The organism is Endozoicomonas sp. ALE010 (genome assembly GCF_049310165.1).
In the GTDB taxonomy this organism is placed as follows: Bacteria; Pseudomonadota; Gammaproteobacteria; order Pseudomonadales; family Endozoicomonadaceae; genus Endozoicomonas.
Map to the genome: position 1 here is coordinate 110,591 of NZ_JBLYNV010000001.1, position 21,266 is coordinate 131,856.

Below are 21,266 nucleotides of genomic sequence, written 5' to 3' on the forward strand. Positions count from 1 at the left end.
TTAGGCAATAAATTAGTGAAAAAGTTTCTCAATGTGAGAAATATCGCTATTGCTTCCAGTCAAAACCACAATATCACCGGCATTTAAAATCATTCCGACTTGTGGTTGCAGCACCATATTATCTCGACGGACCTCGACAATTGAAACGTCTGTACCTTTAAAATCAAGAGACTCAATGGTTTTCTGATCTGCCGCACATTTTTTGCCCAGGGCAACGGCGTGGCGATAGGTTTTCGTATCATTCTCCAGCAGGTAATCACTAATGCCCGGATAAAAGCCGTTGAGGATTTCATACCCTTTGGTTCTGGCTTCATGGACTCTTTGACGAACACGGATAGGGTTCATGCCCAGCATCAATAGGGCATGCTTGACAATGACCAGGCTGGACTCGAGCACCTCTGGAATAACCACCGTTGCCCCGGCCTTTTTCAATGCGTCTGACTGACTGTCATCCCGCGTGCGAACAAGAACGGGAACCTCGGGCGATTGCTGTCGAACAGCCTGTAGGATTTTAAGCGCATTTTCGGGGCGGTCGATACAGATAACCACCTGACTTGCCCGCTCCAGTCCAACCGCCATCAGCAGCTCTAACTTCCTGCAGTCCCCAAAGAAGACCGGATCACCGGCAAGACCCGCTTCATGTACATGAATAGGGTCATCATCAATGGCAACGTATGCTTTGTTTTCCTGGGTCAAAAAGCGGGCAATGGTTTGCCCGACACGGCCATAACCACAGATCAGGGTATGGTGGTGTATATGGGCAGTTTGCTTGCGGACTTCCTCTTCTTTTATCCGATGAATACTCTGTTCGGATTTATCGAACTTGACCAGTTTAACGATGGCATTGCTGTTTCTGATCAGAAGCGGCGCAATGATCATCGATAAGATGGTAATCGCGAGTACAACGGAAGTCAGGTTGCCGCCACTCTCACCATATTGCGATGCCAGGGCAACCAGGGCGAAACAGAACTCGCCACCCTGTGCCAGTGACAGGCTGGTTCTGAGGGAGATATTTTTGCTCTCGGCAAAGGTTCTGGTCAGGGTGTAGATCACCAGAAACTTAAAGACGATCAATGCTACCGTACCCAGTAGAATCTCTTTCCAGAAAGTGACCAGCACATCCATATCCAGCATTAAGCCAACGGATACGAAAAACAGCCCGAGGAGCACATCCCGAAAGGGTTTGATATCAGCTTCAACCTGGTGTTTGTAGTGGCTCTCACCCATCATCATGCCTGCCACAAAACCGCCCAGCGCCATGGATAAATCCATTGCGTGAGAGAGCCAGGCGGCCATCAGGGCAATAACCAATGCCATAAGAACAAACAGTTCTTCAGACCTGGCCTTGGCAACTTCGTGAAAAATAAGGGGTAGAACCCATTTGCCAATGGCCAGCATGATCACCACAAACACAACCCCTTCGGCAAAGGCAAATCCGAGGGAGGAAGCGATGGAGTCACTGCCTCCACCGATCAGGGCAGGAATCATAATCAGAAAGACAACGGCGGCAATATCCTGAAATAGCAGGACACCGATGGCCAGCTGCCCCTGGCGGGAACGTATTTCGTTACTCTGGGTGAGTTCCTTGGAGACAATCGCGGTGGAGGAGAGCGCCAGTGCCGATGCACAGACAAAGGATGTGAGTACGGCAAAATCAAAAGCGATCAGAACGCCAAAAATGCCGACGCCTGTCAGGAGTACCTGCAACCCACCCAGGCCAAATACCTCTTTTTTCATGGCCATAATGGTTTTCATGGAGAATTCCAGGCCTAAGGTAAACAGCAGGAAAACCACCCCGATCTCGGCCAGCAGGGCAATATCAAAGTCCGGCTGTATCAGTCCGGAAGTTGTTGGCCCAAGAATGATGCCGACAAATAAATAACCCAGGCTTTCCGGCAGTTGAAATCGCTTGAAAAAGGCAATAGTGACGGCTGACAGAGCCAGAATAAGCATGAGTTGATTGAAAAATGTAAAGTCCATGGGATCGCCAGCTGAATTTATTAATGCCCAGAGAGAGTATAAGCAAAAACATCATATTGTAGTTATATCTACGTAATCTTTACTAACTCTACGGTTATATTATCGCTATGATAGACACCCTTTTTAGGGAATAGTTTATGATTCAACTGACTTTATATACCACGTCCGGATGTCACCTGTGTGAACAAGCTGAACAAATGCTCAATTTTCTGCAAAAGCAGCAGGTTTGCCGATGGGTAGCTGTCGAGATCAGTGAGGATGATCGTCTGGTTGATCGTTATGGTGTCCGGATTCCGGTCATCGCGTCAGCAGAGGGCAGGGAACTTGGCTGGCCATTTACCCTTGAGGCGTTGAATCAGTGGCTGATAACCCCCGTTTCAGGATAGGATAGCAATATCGACGGTTGTTAATTGGCAGGGATCGCATGATTAACTACGCTCTGGCTCAAAGACGAGAATCGCGTGCCAGGATGGCATCGTCCGGGCTTAATGACAGTAACACTGGAAAGAACGTGTCTGACGACAAAAACCGCCTCCTCAAACTGGCAACCTATGCCTCAGTGGCAACGGCAAGCCTGCTGATCATTGCCAAACTTATTGCCTGGTTTATGACCGGCTCCATGAGCCTGCTGGCTACCTTGCTGGATTCCACCATGGACATTCTGGCCTCCCTGATCACATTATTTGCCGTCAGGATTGCCATTGCGCCAGCGGATGAAGACCATCACTTTGGCCATGGCAAGGCTGAGCAGCTTGCCGTTCTGGCTCAGTCAGCCTTTATTGGTGGTTCGGCCATTGTTCTGGTGCTTAACACGCTTGACCGGATAACCGGTGAGGACGTGATGCTGGAAAATGAAAGCGCCGGTATTATGGTGATGGTCTTCTCCATCATTGCCACACTGATCCTGTTATCCATACAGCGCTATGTCATCCGAAAAACCAACTCAGCGGCTATAAAATCGGACTCACTGCATTATCAGGTCGATCTTCTGACCAATATTGCGGTGCTGGCTGCGCTGATTGGCACCAGCTATGGCTATCACCAGGTAGATAATGTTCTTGCCCTGCTGATTGGCGGTTATATGTTGTTCAGTGTCAGGAGTCTTGCCTGGGAATCCATCGAGCAGTTGATGGACAAGGCTCTGCCTGAGGAAGAACTTCAGGAAATTGAGAAACGGGCCCTCTCGGTTGACGGTGTTCTGGGTATTCATGACGTCAAAACCCGGATGTCCGGCTCAACCCCGTTTATTCAGATGCATCTGGATCTTGAACCACATACGCCGCTGATCTATGCCCACGATCTCGGCGTTCAGGCCAAGCGAGCAGTGCTTGAATACCTGCCCGAAGCGGATGTTATTGTCCATCTTGACCCTGAAGGTCATGATGAGGAGCCGTGAGATTAAAGAATTCCAGTGATGTTGCCCTGGTTTTCCGGGCAGCCTCTTCCGGGGATTGCCCGGTGTGCGTGGCAATCATTTGCACAACCTCAAAGAGAAAGGCCGGTTCATTTCTCCGGTTTTTCGGCTTTTTCGCCAATGTTCTTGGCAGCAACCATGGTGAATCAGTTTCCACCATCAATCGGTTTACAGGAATATCCTTCATCAGCGGGTGAAGATGGGTTCCCCGTCGTTCATCACAGATCCAACCGGTAATGCCAATATGGCAGTCCAGGTCCAAATATCGATACAGGGCTTTCTTATCGGCTGTGAAGCAGTGTACAACCAGCTTGCTGACCTGATCCCGGTAGTTTCTGATGATATCCGCAAAGCGCTCTGAAGCATCCCGCTCATGGCAAAACAGTGGCAGGCCAGACTCAATAGCCAGCTCTAACTGACGCTTAAATACTTTCTCCTGGACAGGCCGTGGGGAAAAGTCACGGTTAAAATCCAAACCGGTTTCGCCAACGGCCACCACCACTGGTTCACTGTATAAGGCTTTCAGCTCTTTAAAGGTCTGGGTATTGGCATCTTTGGCTCCATGCGGATGGATACCGGCGGTACAAAAGCAGTGTTCTGAATATTTTCTGGCCAGCCCCAGTACCTTCTGTGACTCTGTCAAAGAAGTACCGGTGAGGATCATGGTAGTAACACCGTGCTCAACAGCACGGCTGACAACTCCATCACGATCCTGGTCAAAAGCCTTATCACTGAGGTTAACGCCTATATCCACCAGCTGCTGTGTCATTGAGAATCCCGTTATAACCCGTATGTTTGCCGGATATTTTGCTGTTGATTCTTCTTATAAACAAGGTTCTCATCAACAGGCAATAGCCGTATCCTTAGGCGCTAATATTTTCAGTCTAAAAAATTTACAGGAGCAATGGCGGATGCAAGTCACCGGGCTGGCGATCTACCCAATCAAATCAACCAGGGGAATACCCCTGGAAAGCGCCCATGTCACTCGAAGAGGTTTTGAGCATGATCGCCGCTGGCTGCTGACGGATGAACATGGCAAGTTTATCACTCAACGGCAATATCCAGAGCTGGCAACCGTGGTCACATCCATTGTTGATGGGGGATTACTGATTACCCGGCCAGCGGTCGAGAACCTCTATGTAGCGATACCGGAGGAGGGCGCTTGCTCTTCCACAGTAACGGTTTGGAAAGACGATTGTCAGGCACTGGATGCCGGGGATGCTGCTGCCCGGTGGTTCAGCGATTTCCTGGCTATAAAATGCAGGCTGTTTTATCAGCCGGAACGATCAATCAGACCAACCGATGCCAGATACTCCCGACCAGAGGATCACACCAGTTTTGCCGATGGTTTTCCTTTCCTGCTCACCAATGAAGCATCTCTGGCTGATTTGAATCAACGCCTGACTGATGCAGTGCCGATGTCTCGCTTCCGGCCCAATATTGTTATCAGTGGTCAACAACCCTATGAAGAAGACACCTGGTCAGTGATCAGGGTAGGAGAGATCACATTTCGGGTAGCCAAACCCTGTTCACGGTGTGTGATGACCACCGTCAACCCTGAAACCGGACAGAAAGAGGGGAGGGAACCACTATTTACGCTGGCGCAATATCGTCGAACGGAAATGGGGGTTATCTTTGGCCAGAACCTTATTCCGGACCAGGAAGGTATTATCCGGATAGGCGATAAGGTTACGATTCTGGAATATTGAGTTATTCAGGTAATAGCAGATGCTATTGCCTGATGTCTTTTTTCGTCAGGCCACAATAGCCCTGACCTTTGCCAAAGCCTCATCAACGACCGATTTTGAAGCCCTTTCCACCTTTTTTATGTGTCTTGCCTGGTAATCTACCGTCCGGACCTGCTGGCACACTACAACCCCGGAAACCTGATTGCCCGCTATTGAAACTTCAAAGGCATGACCACGGGCAGTGGAGGTGACAGGTGCTACCAGAACCAGCTTTGTCTTCTGGTTAAATGCTTTTGGAGATAAAACCAGTGCAGGCCGAGTCTTCTGTATTTCCACGCCTCGCGTTGGATCAAAGTCAACCCAGATCACATCGCCACGCTCGGGAATATACGCCATTACAGAAGCTCCTCTCCCTTTGGTGCATCATTGAGCCATTCCCGGTCTTCTTCATCCAGAATGAAGGCACTGGCAGGACTGGCTGATAGCAGTTCGTCCATTGTGTACTCTTTATGGGAGCTGGCAGGTTTGATAACGATCTCACCATCAAGTGCTTCAATCTTGATACTGCTATTTACCTCAAGGCCAGCTTTGGCGAGAACCTTAGCGGGTAATCGCACAGCCGCGCTATTACCCCATCGCTTGATTTCAGTTTCCATGTAAAACCTTTTTAGTATCTATCTATGTAGATACTAGATAGTAGTCAGAAAAGTGTCAACAAATGTATATACCTTTCGCTCCTTCTTGAAGATCATTTCTGTGCCATCCTTCTATCTTGCCTACGACCTGCGATCACCAGAAGGCAGGGCGTCAGAATCAGTGTCAGCAGAGTGGCAAAGGCCAATCCCCCGGCAATGGACGTTGATAGCTGATGCCACCACTGGGCAGTTGGGCCGCCAATCTCAAGTCGATGGTTGAACAGATCAATATTGGTGGAGAGCACCATTGGCATCAGACCCAAAATAGTAGTGACAGTGGTCAACATCACCGGTCGCAGACGCTGGGCACCGGTGCGAAGAATCGCTTCTTCAGCCTTCATACCCTGTTTGCGTAACACATTGTAGGTATCAATCAGCACAATATTATTGTTGACCACGATACCCGCCAGGGAAATAACCCCAATACCGCACATCACAATGCCAAAGGGTTTTCCAGCCAGAAGCAAGCCAAACAACACACCTCCGGTAGACAGTACCACCGCTGACATAATCAGGAATGCCTGGTAGAAGCTGTTGAACTGAGTCACCAGAATCATGGCCATCACAAACAGGGCAACCGCAAATGCCTTGATCAGGAACTGACCGCTTTCCTGCTGATCTTCATTCTGTCCTTTGATGGTAAAGCTGACTTCCTGTGGCACCTCCAATGCATCAAGCTGCGCCTGCAACTCGGGCAGCAGGTCATTGAGCAGAATGTCTTCGGCCAGGTTGGCACTGACCTTGACGGTTCGTTTACCATCCAGATGCTTGATACTGTCAACCTTGGGGGCAATCTCCCGGGTCGTGAAGTTGTTGATGGGGACCAGGCCCGCCGGGGTCATCAGCCGGAGCTGATCAATGCTCTCCAGGTGGCGGTCTGACTCAGGAAAACGAATACGAATATCCACTTCATCACTGCTGTCATCCGGACGGTAACCGCCCACCGTTAAACCCGAGGTCACCATCCGTACCAGACCACCGGCACTGCTGACATCGGCACCATAGCGGGCAGCTCCGGCACGGTCTACATCGATGCGCCATTCATAGCCGGAAGTAGGGCCGTCGTCTTCCAGATTGGTAAAGCCATCAATGCCGGTCAGAATCGTTCTGACTTTGCCCACGGTCTCGTGGAGGACATCAAGGTCTTTGGCACTGACCACCAATTCCAGGGGTTTACCCTGGGGAGGGCCATCTTTTCTTCGTTCAACGGTGATGTCGAGACCGGCGAAATGGGCAAGTTTCTCATTAATCTCTTCTGCCACCAGGGCTGCTTTGCGGCGATATTTCCAGTCCACCATATTCAGGCGGATGGTCCCCACTTCCTGGTTATCACCGGTTCGGGCATACAGCGTTTTTAATTCTGGCTGTTGCAACAGGATCGCTTCTACCCGTCGCAGAATCTCATCCTTTTCATCTATGGACAGGTTGCTGGAGTTCACGCGCACCTTGATCATGATGTTATTGGTGTCAACATCAGGAAAGAACTCAATGCCTTTGCCAAAACTGATAAAGGCAAAGTAAATAGCCACCACCATCGCCATGCCAGAGAACAATATTTTTAAAGGGTGCTGGATTGCTTTGGACAACGTGCGTATATACACACCGGCCCAACCTGGAACATTGTTTAAATCCCCCGTTTCCGCTTCGGCGATGGACCTTTTTTCCAGCTCACTGAGTTTTCTGGGCTTACCAATCAGGGAACCGATGGTAGGGATAAAAATCAGCGCCATCACCAGAGATGCGGAGAGGGTAGCAATCAGGGTTAATGGCAGGTACTTCATCATCTCACCCATAATGCCCGGCCAGAACATCAGCGGGAAAAAGGCCGCAAGTGTAGTGGCTGTGGACGCGATGATTGGCCATGCCATGCGTAACGAGGCTTCCTGATAGGCCTGCCTGCGGGCAACCCCTTCACTCATTTTCCGGTCAGCATATTCAGTGACCACAATGGCACCATCAACCAGCATGCCAACGGCGATCATCAGCGAGATCAGAACCACCATATTAATGGTTAAGCCCATCATGGCGATGATCAGAATACCGGTCAGAAAAGAGCCGGGAATGGCGATGGCTGCCAACACGGCGCTGCGCAGGCCCAGCGCCCCGACAATCACCGTTACCACCAGAGTGATGGCCGCCAGAACGCTGTTCTGCAGGTCGTTGACCATATCCACCACATCCACTGACTGATCACCCACATAGTCAACCTTCAGGGTTTTCGGTGCCAGTTTCTGGCCTTCAGCAATAATGGCTTTGGCCAGCATCACAGTTTCAATAATGTTTTCCCCGGGGCGCTTTTTGATTTCCAGGGCGATACTGTTGTTGCCGTTCATTCTGGCGTAACCGCCACCGTCCTTGAAGGTACTGAGAACGCTGGCAATATCACCAAAAGTAATTACCCGATCACCGTCCGCCTTGACGGGTTGGGAGAGGATATCAGCCACGGTTTTGTAGACAGCAGGGACCTTGACCGAGAACCGTCCCTTACCATTGTCCAGGTTGCCGGCAGCAACCAGCTGGTTGTTCCGGGAGACCAGATTGATCACATCCGCAGGCACCAGCCCGTAACTTTCCAGCTTGAGTGGATCAATAATAACGTCAACCACTTCCTCCCGATCACCAGCGATATCCACCTCCAGAATCTGCTTTCTGGATTCCAGCACATCCTTAAGTTCCCGGGCGATTCTCACCAGTGCGCGCTCGGGCAAATTGCCAGACAGTACCGCCGTAATCACCGGTTGCATACTGGCAAAGGAAATCTGGTTGATAATGGGCTCATCGGTATCCTGTGGCAGCTTACTTTTGGCAAGGTTAACCTTATCCCTGACGTCTGCAAGGACCTCATCCGTATCCAGTCCGGCGATAAACTCCAGGGTAATGGAGGCATGGGACTGGGATGCAGTGGCTTTGAGTTCCTTTACACCTTCTATCGCCCTGAGTTCATTCTCCAGGGGAAGTACCAGCAGCCGTTCGGCATCTTCCGGCGAGATGCCTTCGTGTGATACGGAGATATAAATGACTGGAATCGTGATATCAGGGTTCGACTCCCTGGGAATCGTAAGATAGCTGGCCAGCCCGGTCATCAGGATTAACGCCAGCAGCATCATGACCGTACGGGTCCGCATGAGTGATGCAGCAATCAGACTTTGCATTGGCCATTACTCCCCGGCAACCAGAGAAACATCAGGGTTGATGACATCAACCTGATCACCGGACCGAACAAAGCCCTGACCACGGGTAATGACCCTGGCCTGTTCGGGAATGCCTGTCACCCAGAGGCGGTCACTTTCCGACTTGACGACATCGACGGGGGTGAACTCGACCCGATTGCCCGTTGTCACCCATTTAATCCCCGGTTCGCCTTCTTCACTCAACGCAAGCCATGCAGGACTTATTTCCAGTGCCATAACTGCTTCCATCAACAGGTCGGCTTCAACGCTGAGGCCTGCGGGAACTTTCATATCAGGGTTCGGGATGGTTAGCTCAACAGAAAATGTCCGGGTTGATGGATCAGCCTGTCGATCAATAAAGCGAATAGTGGCTTCGCTGGTTGCTCCGTCGAGAAACCGGACAACCGCTTTCTGGCCGGAGGTAAAATAATTAATGTGATTCTGGGGAACATCGACATGGACCACCAGTGGGTCAAGGTCGAGAATTTCAGCCACCGGTTTTCCTTTATCAATAAAGTCACCAATTTCCACATAGCGCTTGTTAAGAATGCCGGAAACAGGGGCCTTAATCAGGGTATTGTCCCAGTGCGTCTGGAGCTGCTCTTTTTGCGACAGCGCCTCAGCCAGGGAAGCCTCTAGCTGAGTAATCTGATTATCAGCAATGTGTTTTTTCTTTTGCAGCATAAGGGCTGACTGGTAATCCTGCTCAGCTTGTCTGACACGAGCTTCAGCAGACTTCAGTTGAGCCTTCAGACTGCCTTCACGTAGCCGGATAATTTCGTCGCCCGATGCCATCAGCTGACCACGTTCAGCACTGATATTAATAACCCGGGCTGCCAGTTCAGCACTGACTGTGACGGTCCGGTCAGTTTCCGTGGTGCCATAAAGTGTCAGTGTGCGATTGACCGGTGATTGCTCAAAGTGAGAGGCCTGGACAACGGGAATAACCGTATTTTCCTGACTATCCCTGGAAGGCGGGCTGACTTTTTCAGCGTCGTTAATATTAACGACATCCGCAGTCAGCAGGTAGATACCAATGCCAACCGCTATAACACTGGCGGCTAACCATGAGCCGTTCACATTGACTAACTTTTGCACTCTTGTTTACCCCAGTATCATATTTTTATTCTGAGCTGGCAGTCATTGCCCTGACGTATTTCATCGTCTATCCGGCGAGTTACCGAAGCATTAGATAAGAATCATTTATAAAAAGTACAACGCCGGACGCGTATTAGTATCCATAAGATCCGGAGTTCTCGCAATATCCCATAGGAAATACGACCAGTTTCTTATAGTTCAACCAGGTGATGAAAGGAAAAGGGAGAATCTGACCACCATTTCTGAAGTGATCAGAGTTCTGAGTAAATGGAATGCGTTAGTTCACGGTTTTAGCATCAGGAGTAGATTGACCCCGGGAATATATTACCGGACGAAGAACATCCGACATTGGGTGTTCATAATAATGATGTGGCACATGGTGATAGCCAAAGCTGGCAAAGGTTAAAACCGTTTGAAGCCCATGGGCAAGAGAAGGCTCGGCAATCATTTCCACAACTGTATGCGCTAAATGCATGTGACCAAAGAGGTTTTCCCATGCACCATGATGGTGATCATGGTAGTGCTTCTGACCACCACTGATAAACTCACTGACACCATGGCTATGGTCAATTATCTCGGCAATATGGAAACCGGAACTTATCAGACTGGTCAAGGTATGATACGCCGTCGGCCCAATACCAACAGAACCGGCAAGATTTTTCAAAAAGGCAAAGTGTGAATGATGATGACCATGGCTTGTTATGCCCAGCAATGAGCCGCTGTATTTGATAAAGTCCATGCCGTGCAACACCAGGCCAACCAGATCACCATAGCCGATGATGGTTTTGAATATTGGATCTCTGTACAGTTTCCAGCGATCAAGTACGTAGATAAATTCCGGAATGTTTTCCTGGTTGAATATAAGGACCATCGAGTAACTTTCACCAATATCCAGCACCATAAAATCGTCATGGACAGCGCTTGCAAGGTTCTCTGAATCTTTGAATGAAAGGTTGTGTGGTTCCGGCTTAAATAAGTGCAGGGTTTGAGAGTTCCTGGTTGTACCCGTCAGGTAGTCCGCAGCCTCGGTAATGTTGTCTAATTCTTTTTTGGCATGATGGAATAAGGACGGGTGTAGATGCGCAATCACAGCCCTGGTGGTCGGATTGTCTTTATCACCAAGCGACAGTTCATCATAATCAATACCTAACGGAATTTTGGTTTCCCTGCTGTCTTTTTGTACGGTGATTGAACCAAGCTCTGATAAGTCATTTAGATCTCTTTGAAAGTGCCCCTGAAACTTCATTTCTGCTAAAGAGGGCAGGTATGGAAAATCACCATCCTGTTCAAATTCCAGGACAGACTCACAAGCATTATTTTGGTCAGAGCATTGCACACAAATATGACCTTTAAATGTTCCCTTACCCAGATAATTTAATGATATTTCATGCTTTTTTACACCGTCATCCAGTCCTGCCAGACAATACCCGGGAAGAGAAGCAAAGAGAATGATAAAAAGCATTCTGCTTTTTTGCAAAGCGGTCATATTTATATCCCAATCATTTGTTATTGAATGGAGTTAGAATAGTCAGGCTTTGCAAAGATGCAAATACGAATGATTATCACATGATAAATAGAGTAAAGATTATCAATATCTTATAAAAAAGAATTTATATTAACTCAGAAAATTCAGCGATGACGGGGGCATGATCAGAGGGCTTTTCCATGGCTCTGATTTTATAATCCATAAAAATGGATTGGCATATCTGCATTAAAGAGTTGGTTGCAAGAATAGAATCTATTCTCAAGCCACGCTTTGGCTCACTCTCAAACCCACGGCTACGGTAATCAAACCAGCTGAAGAGATTGTCTTCATCAGGATATAGCTTCCTGAAACAATCAGTTAGCCCCCAGCCAAGCAGTCGGTCAAACCATTCCCGTTCTTCTGGCAAAAAGCTGCATTTGCCGGTTCTTAGCCATCGTCTGGCATTAGTGGGACCAATGCCAATGTCCAGGTCTGTATGAGAGATATTAAAGTCACCAATCACGAGAATATTGGAGGAGGGGGAACAGGAGTTTTGCAGATAAGTCTGCAGATCATTGTAAAACCTGGTTTTATCGGCAAATTTGGTCTCGTGGCTGCGATTTTCTCCCTGAGGGAAATAGCCATTAATGACTCTCAACATTTGCCCGTTCAACTCATAGTCGCCAATGATAACGCGACGCTGGGCGTCAGGCAGGTCCGTAGGGAATCCTTTTTGAACACTCACTGCAGGCGTCTTACTGAGTAATGCAACGCCGTAATGGGTTTTCTGGCCATGATACAAGACGCTGTAGCCCAGATCCTCAATGGCTTTCACCGGGAAGTCTTGATCAGATACTTTAATCTCCTGAAGGCCTATCAGATCAGGACTATGGTCATCAATTACCCGGGAGAGTTGATGCAAGCGCGCCCTCACACCATTTACATTAAAACTGACTATTTTCATCGTTTTATCATCACCTTAGGGCAGGTTCAGGGTTGTCTGGGTGTTGCCATCGAGAGGATGTAACCAATATCACTAATTTAACATAATATATATTATGCGAACATTAATATCATCGATATAAACACTGTCTCTCAGAAAAAAAACACCTGTCATGGGCTTTATTCACGACAAAATATGCGTAATGTATTTTTTTAGAGAATTTTTTCCAAAAATCGTTGTCTAACACTTTACCAATATTAAGGAGACACTGCTCATTAGACGTCATTGAGCTCTATCCGCCTTCAGTCGTAATAATTGGCGGGCTGAATGACGATCCGGATGCTCCATGACTGAAAGGATCGCCCTCTGAGCGTTTGTTTCCTAACGTAACAGTTTTGTTACTCATTGCCGAAATGTTTAACGACTGTGAACGGAAACTTGCTATAACAGTAGAAAACTGTCTAACATTTACTCTGGTATAGCAGTCGCCGTAACAGTTGTACAGACTAGGCTTAAGCCTAATAGCATGGAAAGTAAACGACGCTACTAGTCCACAACAAACCTCATAACTAACTAGAGAAAGGTAACTGCCAATGACTTTAAAAGGTCTTATCAAATTAACCCAGTTGATGCAGGAACAACCACTGACGGTTATCCAATGGCAAATTCTCCTCGTGGTTGCAGAAAACCCCGGGGAAACCATTACAGATCTTGTCAATGCTGAAAAGCTCACCTGTGGTACCCCAAGTGATATCGCGGTCAGCGTGAAACGTCTGGGTGAAGGACGGCACGACAGGCCTGGCCTCGGTCTGATCAAAAAGGTCCAGCACGAAGATGATGGTCGCTATTTCAAGCTGACCCTGACGGCCAAAGGCAAAAAACTGGTGGAAAAAATCAAGCAGAAAGCTCGATATCTGAAATGAACAAGCCAGTATCACCAGGGCTCTACACGGTTGTGGGAGTATTGTAGAAGTTACTCTTTAGGGCCCTAACCCTCCTCTATTCTTATCCTCACTATATCCACTTCTCATTTTTCTTCGGCATTTTGGGGCTGAACCCGGACCTTCCTCTCTTATTTCCTAAAGTAAACCGGTTTCGTCTTAGGGACGCACCGACACGTCGAATTACCCAATAAATCACCAACAGGCTCTGCCCTCTGCCTATTGCTACCCATATCCGCTATCAAATACAAGTTACTGCCGGTAAGTTCAGTTACCGGCAGTAAAGTTTTATATTGTGAGACTGATAATACTGGTATTACAATACCGGTATTATTGGTTCTATATTTTGGGATACTACAGCGAATATGAAGAACTCAGAGCAGGACAAAGTCAGAAGGCAGCACATTTTCAGCATCCTTGATGACTTGAAAGAGAAAGGTGAGAGAATTAACGCCGACAAAGTCGCCCGCATCGGAAAAATGGGGAAGCAGACCGTGCTGCCTTATTACAATGAATGGCGATATTTAGGCGCTCTGGGCGAAGCCGAAGCGCTTGAATTGCCGGAGGATCTGGTCAGAGGCCTGAAAAGAGGAATTGCCCAATGGAAGCACCAGTTATCCGAAGAGCAGCGGGATTTTGCAGAGGCCGCTAACCAGGAGATCGATGAGCTAAAGGAAAGCCTGAATCAACTGCTGGAAAAGAATAGTCAACTGTCCCGCAGCAACTCTGAACTCCAGGATCAGGTTCAGCATATCAGTACAGAGCTGGAGACAACGAGGCTCAGTTTGCAGCAGAGAAACCAGGACCTGAAAGAACTGGAATCACTGCTGAAATCAGAACAGAGACAAACTGAACAACTGCAATCTGCGGCTGCTGAGCAAAAAGCCCTTCATCTTCAAGCCATCAGCAACCTGGAAAAACAGATGGACCAACGGAGCCAGGAGCAACTGAATCACTGGATTGGCGTGGTCGATGATGAGCGAAGGTTAAAGCAGGGATTGGAAAAGAAGATAAGCAACCAACTCCAGGAACAGCAGGAATTAAAAAAACACAATCTGGAGCTGCAAAGCCGATTGGACAGCAAATCGAAGGCATATATTCAGGTTTGCGAAGAAAGAAATAATCTGTCTTCAGAGAAAGGCAAGACAGAAGCCACGGTTCAGCTTGCCAATCAGCTTATGGTGCTGCTGGACAGCGATCAGGGCAATTTATTAGGTGCAGTGCGCAACCTTCTGGCGGGAGCCAGGGAATCCAATATGATGCAAGAGCAATACAGGACCGCAATATCAGATAAAGAAAAGCTGGAGAGTCGGCTGCTGGAAACAGAAGAGCGACTTGATGAAATCAGCACTCTTCGACTTGAACTTGAAAGAGCCCGCGGTATTGCCGAGGCCTTTGAAAAAGCGTTGTCTAAAAAAACCGATACTCCTGAGGTAACGCAGTGAGCCAGCCGATTCACCCTTCTGTTTTCCTGAATGCCCTCCCCGCCCTGCCCGCTCATCATGGTACAAATGACAATATGATGGGAGCGGGCAATGATGGTGAAGCAATGGTGCTTTTTCTGAACAAGTCCGGAGCCCGCTCAGAAGAGACCCTGCGCCGTTATGAGCGAGAAATAACCAGGCTGACAGCGTTTTTGTACTTTGAATTAGGAATTGGGTATAAATATGTGCGCCTTAAGCACCTGCAAGCCTATGTCGGCTTTATCCAGAACTTACCTCCGCGCTGGCTGATGCCTGGCATTCTTCCCGGTCAGCCGGAGAGAATTATGTTCAGATCCCCCATCAAGCCAGGAAAAAGCACCGATCAAGTTATTGATGTACTGTCCTCTTTTTTCTCTTTTCTGGAGAAAAATCGCTATACCGCTGGCAATCCAGCCGCATCACTTATTCGTTCGGGTGAAAAGGTAGCCCGGGGCAACACCATCATCCGATATTTTTATGATAATGAGTGGCAATTTATTAAAGAGTGTCTGGCAAGCCTGCCAATGGGCACCGAAAGAGAACGAATGGAATCAGCCCGAACCCGCCTTATCCTCTCTTTAAGTTATGGGCTGGCTTTACGGGAATCTGAGCTGACCGGGCATACCTGTTCAGATATACACCCCGATAATGACAACGGTTTTTATCTCAGTGTTTTGGGTAAGGGCAGAAAAAGAAGGCAGGTCCCCCTGAATAGAGTGCTTCAACAGCAAATCATTGAATACAGGCGCATGAATGGATTCTCAGGCCTGTACGGAGACCCTTTTCCCCTGGCACCAAAAACACGCAAAACCGGGGGGCTGATCACCCCGCTTTCAGCCCGGGGGCTTCGATTCTGGTGGCGATCCTTTATGGAAAATTGCCAGAGCAAGGCCTCACCGGATATCAGGCACAGATTACAGGGGCTGCCATTTCACACGCTGCGCCACACAGCACTGACGCACCTGGCTCGAACAATGGATATCGAAGACCTTGCTATATTTGCAGGTCATGATTCAATCAATACCACAAGCCAGTACTACCATGCAGAAGCAAGTAGACTGAAAAAGATGGCTGCCGATCATCATATCTGATTACGCTGAAAAGAAGACCATATCACCATGAAGAATTGTTTTTACCAGTAATAAAGGAGGAATTCTTCCGTAAATGGTCTGGGGACTGATTACTCATACATCAGGGAAGGTCATGAACTATTGCCAGGGCTGTAAAAAACCACTCAAGGGCCAATGCGTTAAGGCAATGGGCATGCGCTGGCACCCGGGGTGTTTCAGGTGCAGTGGCTGCAGGAAGCCATTTGCAGGAAAGGCTTTTGTCGTATTCCGGAACCAGGCCTTTCATCCTGACTGCCTGAGGTGTCCGAGTTGCAGAAAGCCCGTCAAGGGAAACTATGTAGAACTTGATAAAATGGCCTGGCACCCGGTTTGTGCCCAAAAGCAGACCGCCCCACTCTGCTCTGTCTGTCGGAACCCTCTCACCAGAAACTACTTTGTGGATTTCTGGGGCAATGCTTTTTGCAATAACCATGATGGGCATCCGGAGTGTTCCAGCTGCAGCCGGCTTGTTTGTGACAATCTCACCAATGGCGGTATGCAGTATCCCGACGGGGTTGTTATCTGCAACAAATGCAGCCTCAATGGCGTTTCCACCCAGGAGCGCGCCGACCGCATTGCTATTGAAATGCGCTCAGCCCTGGCATCGGTTGGACTTAGCCTGAACTCGACACAGACGCCTGTAAAACTCTGCGGCCGCGATGAGCTAAATGACGCCAGTCATCACGACTTTCATGATAATCACCCCATTCTGGGAGTTACCCGAACCACAACAACCCACCGGAAAGGACAGATATTAGCCAGAAATTTTGACTGCATTTTAATCCAGATCAATCTGCCGGAAGAACATTTCCGAACCGTCATGATTCATGAACTCACCCATGCCTGGTTTTTTTACAATTATTATGAAAATCTGCCACTGAAGGTAGAGGAAGGAATGTGCGTATTAATGGAGTATATCTGGTTAAAAAACCTTAATACCAAAGATGCTGAATTCAGAAAAAAGCAGCTAGAGCAAAGTGCTGACCCAATTTATGGCGATGGGTTTCGGGAGGCCAGAGAGTCATTGAAGCACATGCCACTGACCACACTTCTGGAATTTATCAGGGATAAAAAGAAATTCCCCGGTCGCTGGAGCTCTTTCTTTTTTTAACAGAAGGGAAAAAGAAATGGAGGCGAGTACCGGAGTCGAACCGGTCTAAATGGAGTTGCAGTCCACTGCATAACCGCTTTGCTAACTCGCCCTTCTCAAAAGAAGAAATATGGGTGGTGCCCGAGGCCGGACTCGAACCGGCACGATCTTGCGATCGAGGGATTTTAAGTCCCTTGTGTCTACCAATTTCACCACTCGGGCAGTACTTGAATAGTACAGAGTAAAAGCATAAAAAAACAGGCTCTGCCTGCAATTTTATTCTGGAGGCGAGTACCGGAGTCGAACCGGTCTAAATGGAGTTGCAGTCCACTGCATAACCGCTTTGCTAACTCGCCAGAACCTTGAGCCTGGTTTGTTCTTGCTGCAAGAACAAACCTGAACATTGAAAGCATCAATGTATCGTGCTCGTATTTATGCAATTGAATCACATAAACGGAATAATTGGAGCGGGAAACGAGGTTCGAACTCGCGACCTCAACCTTGGCAAGGTTGCGCTCTACCAACTGAGCTATTCCCGCACACTTTTTTTGATAATCAACAATCGGCAATCGATAATCAAGAACCAGTGCTAAACGACTTTGGCTAACTGTCTGCCAGCGCCCGAACACGAAGCGTATTTTAGGTTTTTTTGCTTTGATGTCAACCGCTTTCCGTCACATCAGTCAGGCTTATTGAACGGAGAAAGATCTGGCCAGGCAGCCTTCAGATAAATATACATGGACCATAGTGTCAGAATTGCTGAAAGGTACAGCAGAACAATACCAATTAAACCAATCCAGGAATCAACAGGCACTGGTGATAATAGCAGTAAGGTAATGGCTGCCATTTGAGCCATGGTTTTCGCCTTACCGATCATGCTCACGGCAACACTGGTCCGCTTACCCAGTTCAGCCATCCACTCTCTCAGGGCCGAGATGACGATCTCCCGACCAATAATGATCAGAGCCGGCACCGTCATCCAGAAGGCACGAAACTCATCAATCAGCAGGCACAGCGCCGTGGCAACCATTATTTTATCAGCAACCGGATCAAAGAATGCCCCGAAAGGGGTTGTCTGATTGAGCCGACGGGCAAGATACCCATCAAACCAGTCCGTTGCGGCAGCGAAAGCAAATATTCCAGCACAGGCAAGGTAACTCCACTCAAATGGGAGATAAAAAATAACGACGAGAAATGGGACCAGAACAATTCGTGTTAGTGTTAGAAAATTCGGGACGTTCATAACTACTTAATTAAGCCCTTGTGCTGTAAGGCCATAAAGCATTCAGCTGGCAGCCTTGGGACGTTATTGGGACGGTTTGACATATCGCCTTACTCTTTCGGGATGATCCCAGAAATCAAAGCAGGGCGTACGGTACACAGTCCTGCTCTTCGGTGCTAGTCATTATGAAAATATTCATGTATCTGCTGCGCCAGCTTCAGACTGATACCCTCAACTTTCTTCAATTCTTCGATGGTTGCACCACTCACGCCTTCACGACCACCAAAAAACTTCAATAGAGCTGATCGCCTTTTGCTGCCAATACCCGGAATATCTTCCAGCACGGAACGGTTTCTGGCCTTTTGCCTGCGCTGTCGATGCCCGGTGATGGCAAAGCGGTGTGCTTCATCCCGGATCTGTTGTATCAACAGCAATGCTGCGTCAGCACCTTCGGGGTTGAGCTCCTGATCCTGGTAAATCAGTGTTTCAAGCCCGGGCTTTCGGGTTACTCCCTTGGCAACCCCAAGCAGGGGAATTGGCAATTGCAGCCTGGTCATCACCTCCGACGCCTTTCCTAACTGCCCCTTACCCCCATCAATAATGATAAGATCCGGCCTGACCCCCTCCCCTGCATTTGCCTCCGCCAGTTTCTGATAACGCTTATCAAGAGCCATCGCCATGGCGGCATAATCATCCCCGGGCTCTATACCAGTTATATTGTAACGACGGTATTCACTGAACACCGGCCCTTCCGGACCAAATACCACACAGGATGCAACAGTTGCCTCCCCCATGGTATGGCTGATATCGAAACACTCCATACGCAGGATGGGTTGCTCAATGTCCAGTAAACCCTTAAGTTGTGCGTATCGCTGGTTTAAATGGCTCTTGCTCGCCAGGTGACTTTCAAGATTCTGCTGCGCATTTTTATTGGCCAGGCCTAACCAATCGTGCCGTTCAGAACGTACCTTGTCCTTGATCTTGATTTTCTTGCCAGAAACAGCCTGGATCGCGTCCTCAATAGTATCTGCACCGGCCAGCTCAAACGGAACCACGATCTCCTCGGGAAAATCACGACTGGCAAACAGCCTGACATAGAACTGGGCCATAAAATCTTCCAGGTAATCAGACCGTTCAGCTTCCAGCTTAAAATCAGGAAAGTAATATTTATGGCCAAGCAACCTGCCAGAACGAACAAAGAGCACGTCAAAACAGGTATTGCCACCCATTTGGGCAAACCCGATCACATCAATATCACCGGCCGATTTGGTCACCGTCTGCTGTTCCTGAACAGCCCGGAGGTGGTTGATTTTATCCCGGGTTGCCGCCGCCTCTTCAAAATCCAGGGATTCCGCAGCATCTTCCATGCGCTTTATCAGCGAACGAATTAACTGCTGGTTTTTGCCATCCAGGAATTGCCGGGTATCCTCAAGATCCTGCTGGTACTCTTCTTTTGAGACCAGGCCAACACAGGGGGCCTTGCAACGGTTGATTTGATATTGCAGGCAGGGCCGGGTTCTATTGTTGAAATAGATGTCAGTACACTGACGTATCTTAAAAATCTTCTGCAGCAGGTGCAGGCTTTCCCGAACCGCTCCGCTACTGGGGTAAGGCCCAAAATACTGGCCTTTCTGTCGTTTACGTCCACGACAGGAGTCCATCCTGGGGAAATCATCATCTCCGGAAATATAGATATAGGGGTATGACTTATCGTCCCTCAGCAAAATGTTGTAGGGTGGCTTTCTGTCTTTTATCAGGTTTTGCTCAAGCAGCAGCGCCTCAGTTTCAGTGTGGGTAATCGTCAGTTGAATATCAGCAATCTTGCTTACCAAAGCCATGGTTTTGGTGGTAAGGCCGGTTGCCCGGAAGTAGCTTGAGAGACGATTTTTAAGATTTTTCGCTTTACCGATATAGAGTGTTTTGCCACTGTGATCACGCATATCATAGACCCCCGGACGGCTCGACACCTTTTCCAGAAATGATTTGTGATCAAACTTTTTGCTTTCTTCACTACCTGTCATGAACCACCAGACAACGGTTATCAAATCACCTGCTCATTATATCTTCACAGCGCGGTAGAAACGAATAAGCCTGCATTTTTCAGTACAGGTAACAGGATTTTCGGGCATCAGCACCGGGAGTAGCGAAAGGAACTCAACAAGAGGTTCATCAGAGCCTGTAAGGCAGCGTTCACTCTATGGTATCTACCAGGTCATGGCGAATAGCCAGGTGTGTCAGCTCGACATCACTGGTGATATTCAGCTTTTCAAACATCCGGTAGCGATAGCTATTCACCGTTTTGGGACTAAGGCATAACTTATCGGATATGGTCTGTACTTTCTCGCAATTAACAATCATAAGAGCTATTTGCATTTCGCGATGAGAGAGCTGATTGAAGGGTGACGCGCTGTCTGGCTCTATAGCTTTCAAAGCCATTTGCTGGGCAATTTCCGGGGAAATGTATTTCTTTCCGGTAAATACCGTGCGAATGGCTGTAACCATTTCGGTAATATTTGAACTTTTGGTGACGTAACCTGACGCGCCGGCTTCAAGCAGCCTGGTGGGAAATGGGTCATCCATACAGACGGTTACGGCAATGATTTTTGCATGAGGGTTGATCTGGCAGATTTTCCGGGTGGCTTCGAGCCCGCCAATGCCGGGCATTCTGACATCCATTAACGTGACATCCGGAGTGAGTTCCCGATAAAGGCTGATAGCATCTTCACCGCTGACAGCCTGGGCTACAATTTCAATACCCTCAACATCAGCTAACATGCGAGAAATTCCAGTTCTCACCAAATCATGATCATCCGCAACCAGAACTCGTATCAAAATCTACTCCGGTATGTTTCTTATCGTTTTATTGTGAAAGATTATGCACAGAGTTGATGGGGCTTAAAACCCCGGGAGAAAAAAAAGGCATAAAACCAGTAGAAAAATACCACTTTCAAAGAAAGTGGTATTTTTTTTAAAAGGCAGCTGCCCTAT

18 protein-coding genes, 4 tRNA genes and 1 pseudogene are annotated in these 21,266 nt (G+C 48.3%); 8 read left to right on the forward strand and 15 right to left on the reverse strand.

The window, feature by feature from the left end:
* Positions 1–12: 12 nt before the first annotated feature.
* Positions 13–1,980, reverse strand: a complete 1,968-nt coding sequence (locus ACO6UY_RS00305) for a cation:proton antiporter (RefSeq protein ID WP_422488775.1) — start codon at positions 1,978–1,980, stop codon at positions 13–15.
* Positions 1,981–2,117: 137 nt separating this feature from the next.
* Between ACO6UY_RS00305 and ACO6UY_RS00310 the strand changes: the two genes are divergently transcribed.
* Complete coding sequence (locus ACO6UY_RS00310; RefSeq protein ID WP_101748540.1) at positions 2,118–2,366, forward strand: glutaredoxin family protein; 249 nt, start codon at positions 2,118–2,120, stop codon at positions 2,364–2,366.
* A 125-nt stretch (positions 2,367–2,491) separates the two neighbouring features.
* On the forward strand, positions 2,492–3,376 hold the full coding sequence (locus ACO6UY_RS00315) for a cation diffusion facilitator family transporter (RefSeq protein WP_422465383.1): 885 nt from the start codon (positions 2,492–2,494) through the stop codon (positions 3,374–3,376).
* Here the strand turns inward: ACO6UY_RS00315 and ACO6UY_RS00320 are convergent.
* The gene (locus ACO6UY_RS00320; protein ID WP_422488776.1) at positions 3,333–4,163 is read right to left on the reverse strand and encodes a TatD family hydrolase; all 831 of its coding nucleotides are present in this window, start codon (positions 4,161–4,163) and stop codon (positions 3,333–3,335) included. The genes ACO6UY_RS00315 and ACO6UY_RS00320 overlap by 44 nt on opposite strands.
* Before the next feature lie 142 nt (positions 4,164–4,305).
* On the opposite strand from ACO6UY_RS00320, the gene ACO6UY_RS00325 reads away from it, so the two are divergent.
* On the forward strand, positions 4,306–5,103 hold the full coding sequence (locus tag ACO6UY_RS00325) for an MOSC domain-containing protein (RefSeq protein WP_422444909.1): 798 nt from the start codon (positions 4,306–4,308) through the stop codon (positions 5,101–5,103).
* Positions 5,104–5,148: 45 nt separating this feature from the next.
* Here ACO6UY_RS00325 and ACO6UY_RS00330 read toward each other — a convergent pair whose 3' ends face one another.
* The 6 genes from ACO6UY_RS00330 to xthA form a co-directional block, all read right to left on the reverse strand.
* Positions 5,149–5,478 (reverse strand): type II toxin-antitoxin system PemK/MazF family toxin, encoded by a 330-nt coding sequence (locus tag ACO6UY_RS00330; protein ID WP_269674358.1) that lies wholly within the window; start codon positions 5,476–5,478, stop codon positions 5,149–5,151.
* Complete coding sequence (locus ACO6UY_RS00335) at positions 5,478–5,738, reverse strand: AbrB/MazE/SpoVT family DNA-binding domain-containing protein (RefSeq protein ID WP_269674359.1); 261 nt, start codon at positions 5,736–5,738, stop codon at positions 5,478–5,480. Before ACO6UY_RS00335 ends, ACO6UY_RS00330 begins: the two co-directional genes overlap by 1 nt.
* A 92-nt stretch (positions 5,739–5,830) precedes the next feature.
* Entirely contained in the window at positions 5,831–8,929 is a 3,099-nt protein-coding gene (locus ACO6UY_RS00340) for an efflux RND transporter permease subunit (protein ID WP_422444912.1), read from the reverse strand.
* Between the two features lie 6 nt (positions 8,930–8,935).
* Complete coding sequence (locus tag ACO6UY_RS00345) at positions 8,936–10,045, reverse strand: efflux RND transporter periplasmic adaptor subunit (RefSeq protein WP_422444914.1); 1,110 nt, start codon at positions 10,043–10,045, stop codon at positions 8,936–8,938.
* A gap of 277 nt (positions 10,046–10,322) precedes the next feature.
* The gene (locus tag ACO6UY_RS00350) at positions 10,323–11,507 is read right to left on the reverse strand and encodes a hypothetical protein (protein ID WP_422444916.1); all 1,185 of its coding nucleotides are present in this window, start codon (positions 11,505–11,507) and stop codon (positions 10,323–10,325) included.
* Between the two features lie 148 nt (positions 11,508–11,655).
* Positions 11,656–12,474, reverse strand: a complete 819-nt coding sequence (gene xthA, locus ACO6UY_RS00355; protein ID WP_422444918.1) for an exodeoxyribonuclease III — start codon at positions 12,472–12,474, stop codon at positions 11,656–11,658.
* Between the two features lie 572 nt (positions 12,475–13,046).
* On the opposite strand from xthA, the gene ACO6UY_RS00360 reads away from it, so the two are divergent.
* The 5 genes and pseudogenes from ACO6UY_RS00360 to ACO6UY_RS00380 all read left to right on the forward strand — a co-directional run bounded on the left by ACO6UY_RS00360 (position 13,047) and on the right by ACO6UY_RS00380 (position 17,077).
* Positions 13,047–13,376: a MarR family winged helix-turn-helix transcriptional regulator gene (locus ACO6UY_RS00360; protein WP_020583484.1), complete on the forward strand. Its 330-nt coding sequence runs from the start codon at positions 13,047–13,049 to the stop codon at positions 13,374–13,376.
* 383 nt (positions 13,377–13,759) lie between these two features.
* Positions 13,760–14,839, forward strand: coding sequence for a hypothetical protein (locus ACO6UY_RS00365; RefSeq protein ID WP_422444920.1), 1,080 nt, complete (start codon positions 13,760–13,762; stop codon positions 14,837–14,839).
* Positions 14,836–15,948 carry a tyrosine-type recombinase/integrase gene (locus ACO6UY_RS00370; protein WP_422465389.1) on the forward strand — a complete coding sequence of 371 codons (1,113 nt, stop codon included), beginning with the start codon at positions 14,836–14,838 and terminating at the stop codon, positions 15,946–15,948. The genes ACO6UY_RS00365 and ACO6UY_RS00370 overlap by 4 nt, the downstream gene beginning before the upstream one ends.
* Before the next feature lie 172 nt (positions 15,949–16,120).
* A pseudogene (locus ACO6UY_RS00375) lies at positions 16,121–16,249 on the forward strand (LIM domain-containing protein); the annotation flags it as partial.
* 213 nt (positions 16,250–16,462) lie between these two features.
* Positions 16,463–17,077: a protein DA1 gene (locus tag ACO6UY_RS00380; protein WP_422446125.1), complete on the forward strand. Its 615-nt coding sequence runs from the start codon at positions 16,463–16,465 to the stop codon at positions 17,075–17,077.
* A 17-nt stretch (positions 17,078–17,094) separates the two neighbouring features.
* On the opposite strand, the gene ACO6UY_RS00385 is transcribed toward ACO6UY_RS00380, so the two are convergent.
* From ACO6UY_RS00385 to uvrY, 7 genes are all read right to left on the reverse strand, one after another.
* Positions 17,095–17,168, reverse strand: a tRNA-Cys gene (locus ACO6UY_RS00385).
* Between the two features lie 23 nt (positions 17,169–17,191).
* Positions 17,192–17,278, reverse strand: a tRNA-Leu gene (locus ACO6UY_RS00390).
* A gap of 60 nt (positions 17,279–17,338) precedes the next feature.
* Positions 17,339–17,412: transfer RNA gene (locus ACO6UY_RS00395), tRNA-Cys, on the reverse strand.
* Positions 17,413–17,519: 107 nt separating this feature from the next.
* Positions 17,520–17,595, reverse strand: a tRNA-Gly gene (locus ACO6UY_RS00400).
* 140 nt (positions 17,596–17,735) lie between these two features.
* Positions 17,736–18,299: a CDP-diacylglycerol--glycerol-3-phosphate 3-phosphatidyltransferase gene (gene pgsA, locus ACO6UY_RS00405; RefSeq protein WP_422459173.1), complete on the reverse strand. Its 564-nt coding sequence runs from the start codon at positions 18,297–18,299 to the stop codon at positions 17,736–17,738.
* Between the two features lie 155 nt (positions 18,300–18,454).
* On the reverse strand, positions 18,455–20,299 hold the full coding sequence (uvrC, locus tag ACO6UY_RS00410; RefSeq protein ID WP_422444926.1) for an excinuclease ABC subunit UvrC: 1,845 nt from the start codon (positions 20,297–20,299) through the stop codon (positions 18,455–18,457).
* 169 nt (positions 20,300–20,468) lie between these two features.
* Positions 20,469–21,110, reverse strand: a complete 642-nt coding sequence (gene uvrY / locus ACO6UY_RS00415; RefSeq protein ID WP_422444928.1) for a UvrY/SirA/GacA family response regulator transcription factor — start codon at positions 21,108–21,110, stop codon at positions 20,469–20,471.
* Positions 21,111–21,266: the final 156 nt, after the last annotated feature.

Coding starts and splice junctions, on each gene's coding strand:
- ACO6UY_RS00350 (WP_422444916.1), bottom strand. CDS start 11,507: ATGCTTTTTATCATTCTCTTTGCTTCTCTTCCCGGGTATTGTCTGGCA.
- ACO6UY_RS00325 (WP_422444909.1), top strand. CDS start 4,306: ATGCAAGTCACCGGGCTGGCGATCTACCCAATCAAATCAACCAGGGGA.
- xthA (WP_422444918.1), bottom strand. CDS start 12,474: ATGAAAATAGTCAGTTTTAATGTAAATGGTGTGAGGGCGCGCTTGCAT.
- ACO6UY_RS00380 (WP_422446125.1), top strand. CDS start 16,463: ATGCAGTATCCCGACGGGGTTGTTATCTGCAACAAATGCAGCCTCAAT.
- ACO6UY_RS00320 (WP_422488776.1), bottom strand. CDS start 4,163: ATGACACAGCAGCTGGTGGATATAGGCGTTAACCTCAGTGATAAGGCT.
- ACO6UY_RS00310 (WP_101748540.1), top strand. CDS start 2,118: ATGATTCAACTGACTTTATATACCACGTCCGGATGTCACCTGTGTGAA.
- ACO6UY_RS00360 (WP_020583484.1), top strand. CDS start 13,047: ATGACTTTAAAAGGTCTTATCAAATTAACCCAGTTGATGCAGGAACAA.
- ACO6UY_RS00330 (WP_269674358.1), bottom strand. CDS start 5,478: ATGGCGTATATTCCCGAGCGTGGCGATGTGATCTGGGTTGACTTTGAT.
- ACO6UY_RS00305 (WP_422488775.1), bottom strand. CDS start 1,980: ATGGACTTTACATTTTTCAATCAACTCATGCTTATTCTGGCTCTGTCA.
- pgsA (WP_422459173.1), bottom strand. CDS start 18,299: ATGAACGTCCCGAATTTTCTAACACTAACACGAATTGTTCTGGTCCCA.
- ACO6UY_RS00340 (WP_422444912.1), bottom strand. CDS start 8,929: ATGCAAAGTCTGATTGCTGCATCACTCATGCGGACCCGTACGGTCATG.
- ACO6UY_RS00335 (WP_269674359.1), bottom strand. CDS start 5,738: ATGGAAACTGAAATCAAGCGATGGGGTAATAGCGCGGCTGTGCGATTA.
- ACO6UY_RS00365 (WP_422444920.1), top strand. CDS start 13,760: ATGAAGAACTCAGAGCAGGACAAAGTCAGAAGGCAGCACATTTTCAGC.
- uvrC (WP_422444926.1), bottom strand. CDS start 20,299: ATGACAGGTAGTGAAGAAAGCAAAAAGTTTGATCACAAATCATTTCTG.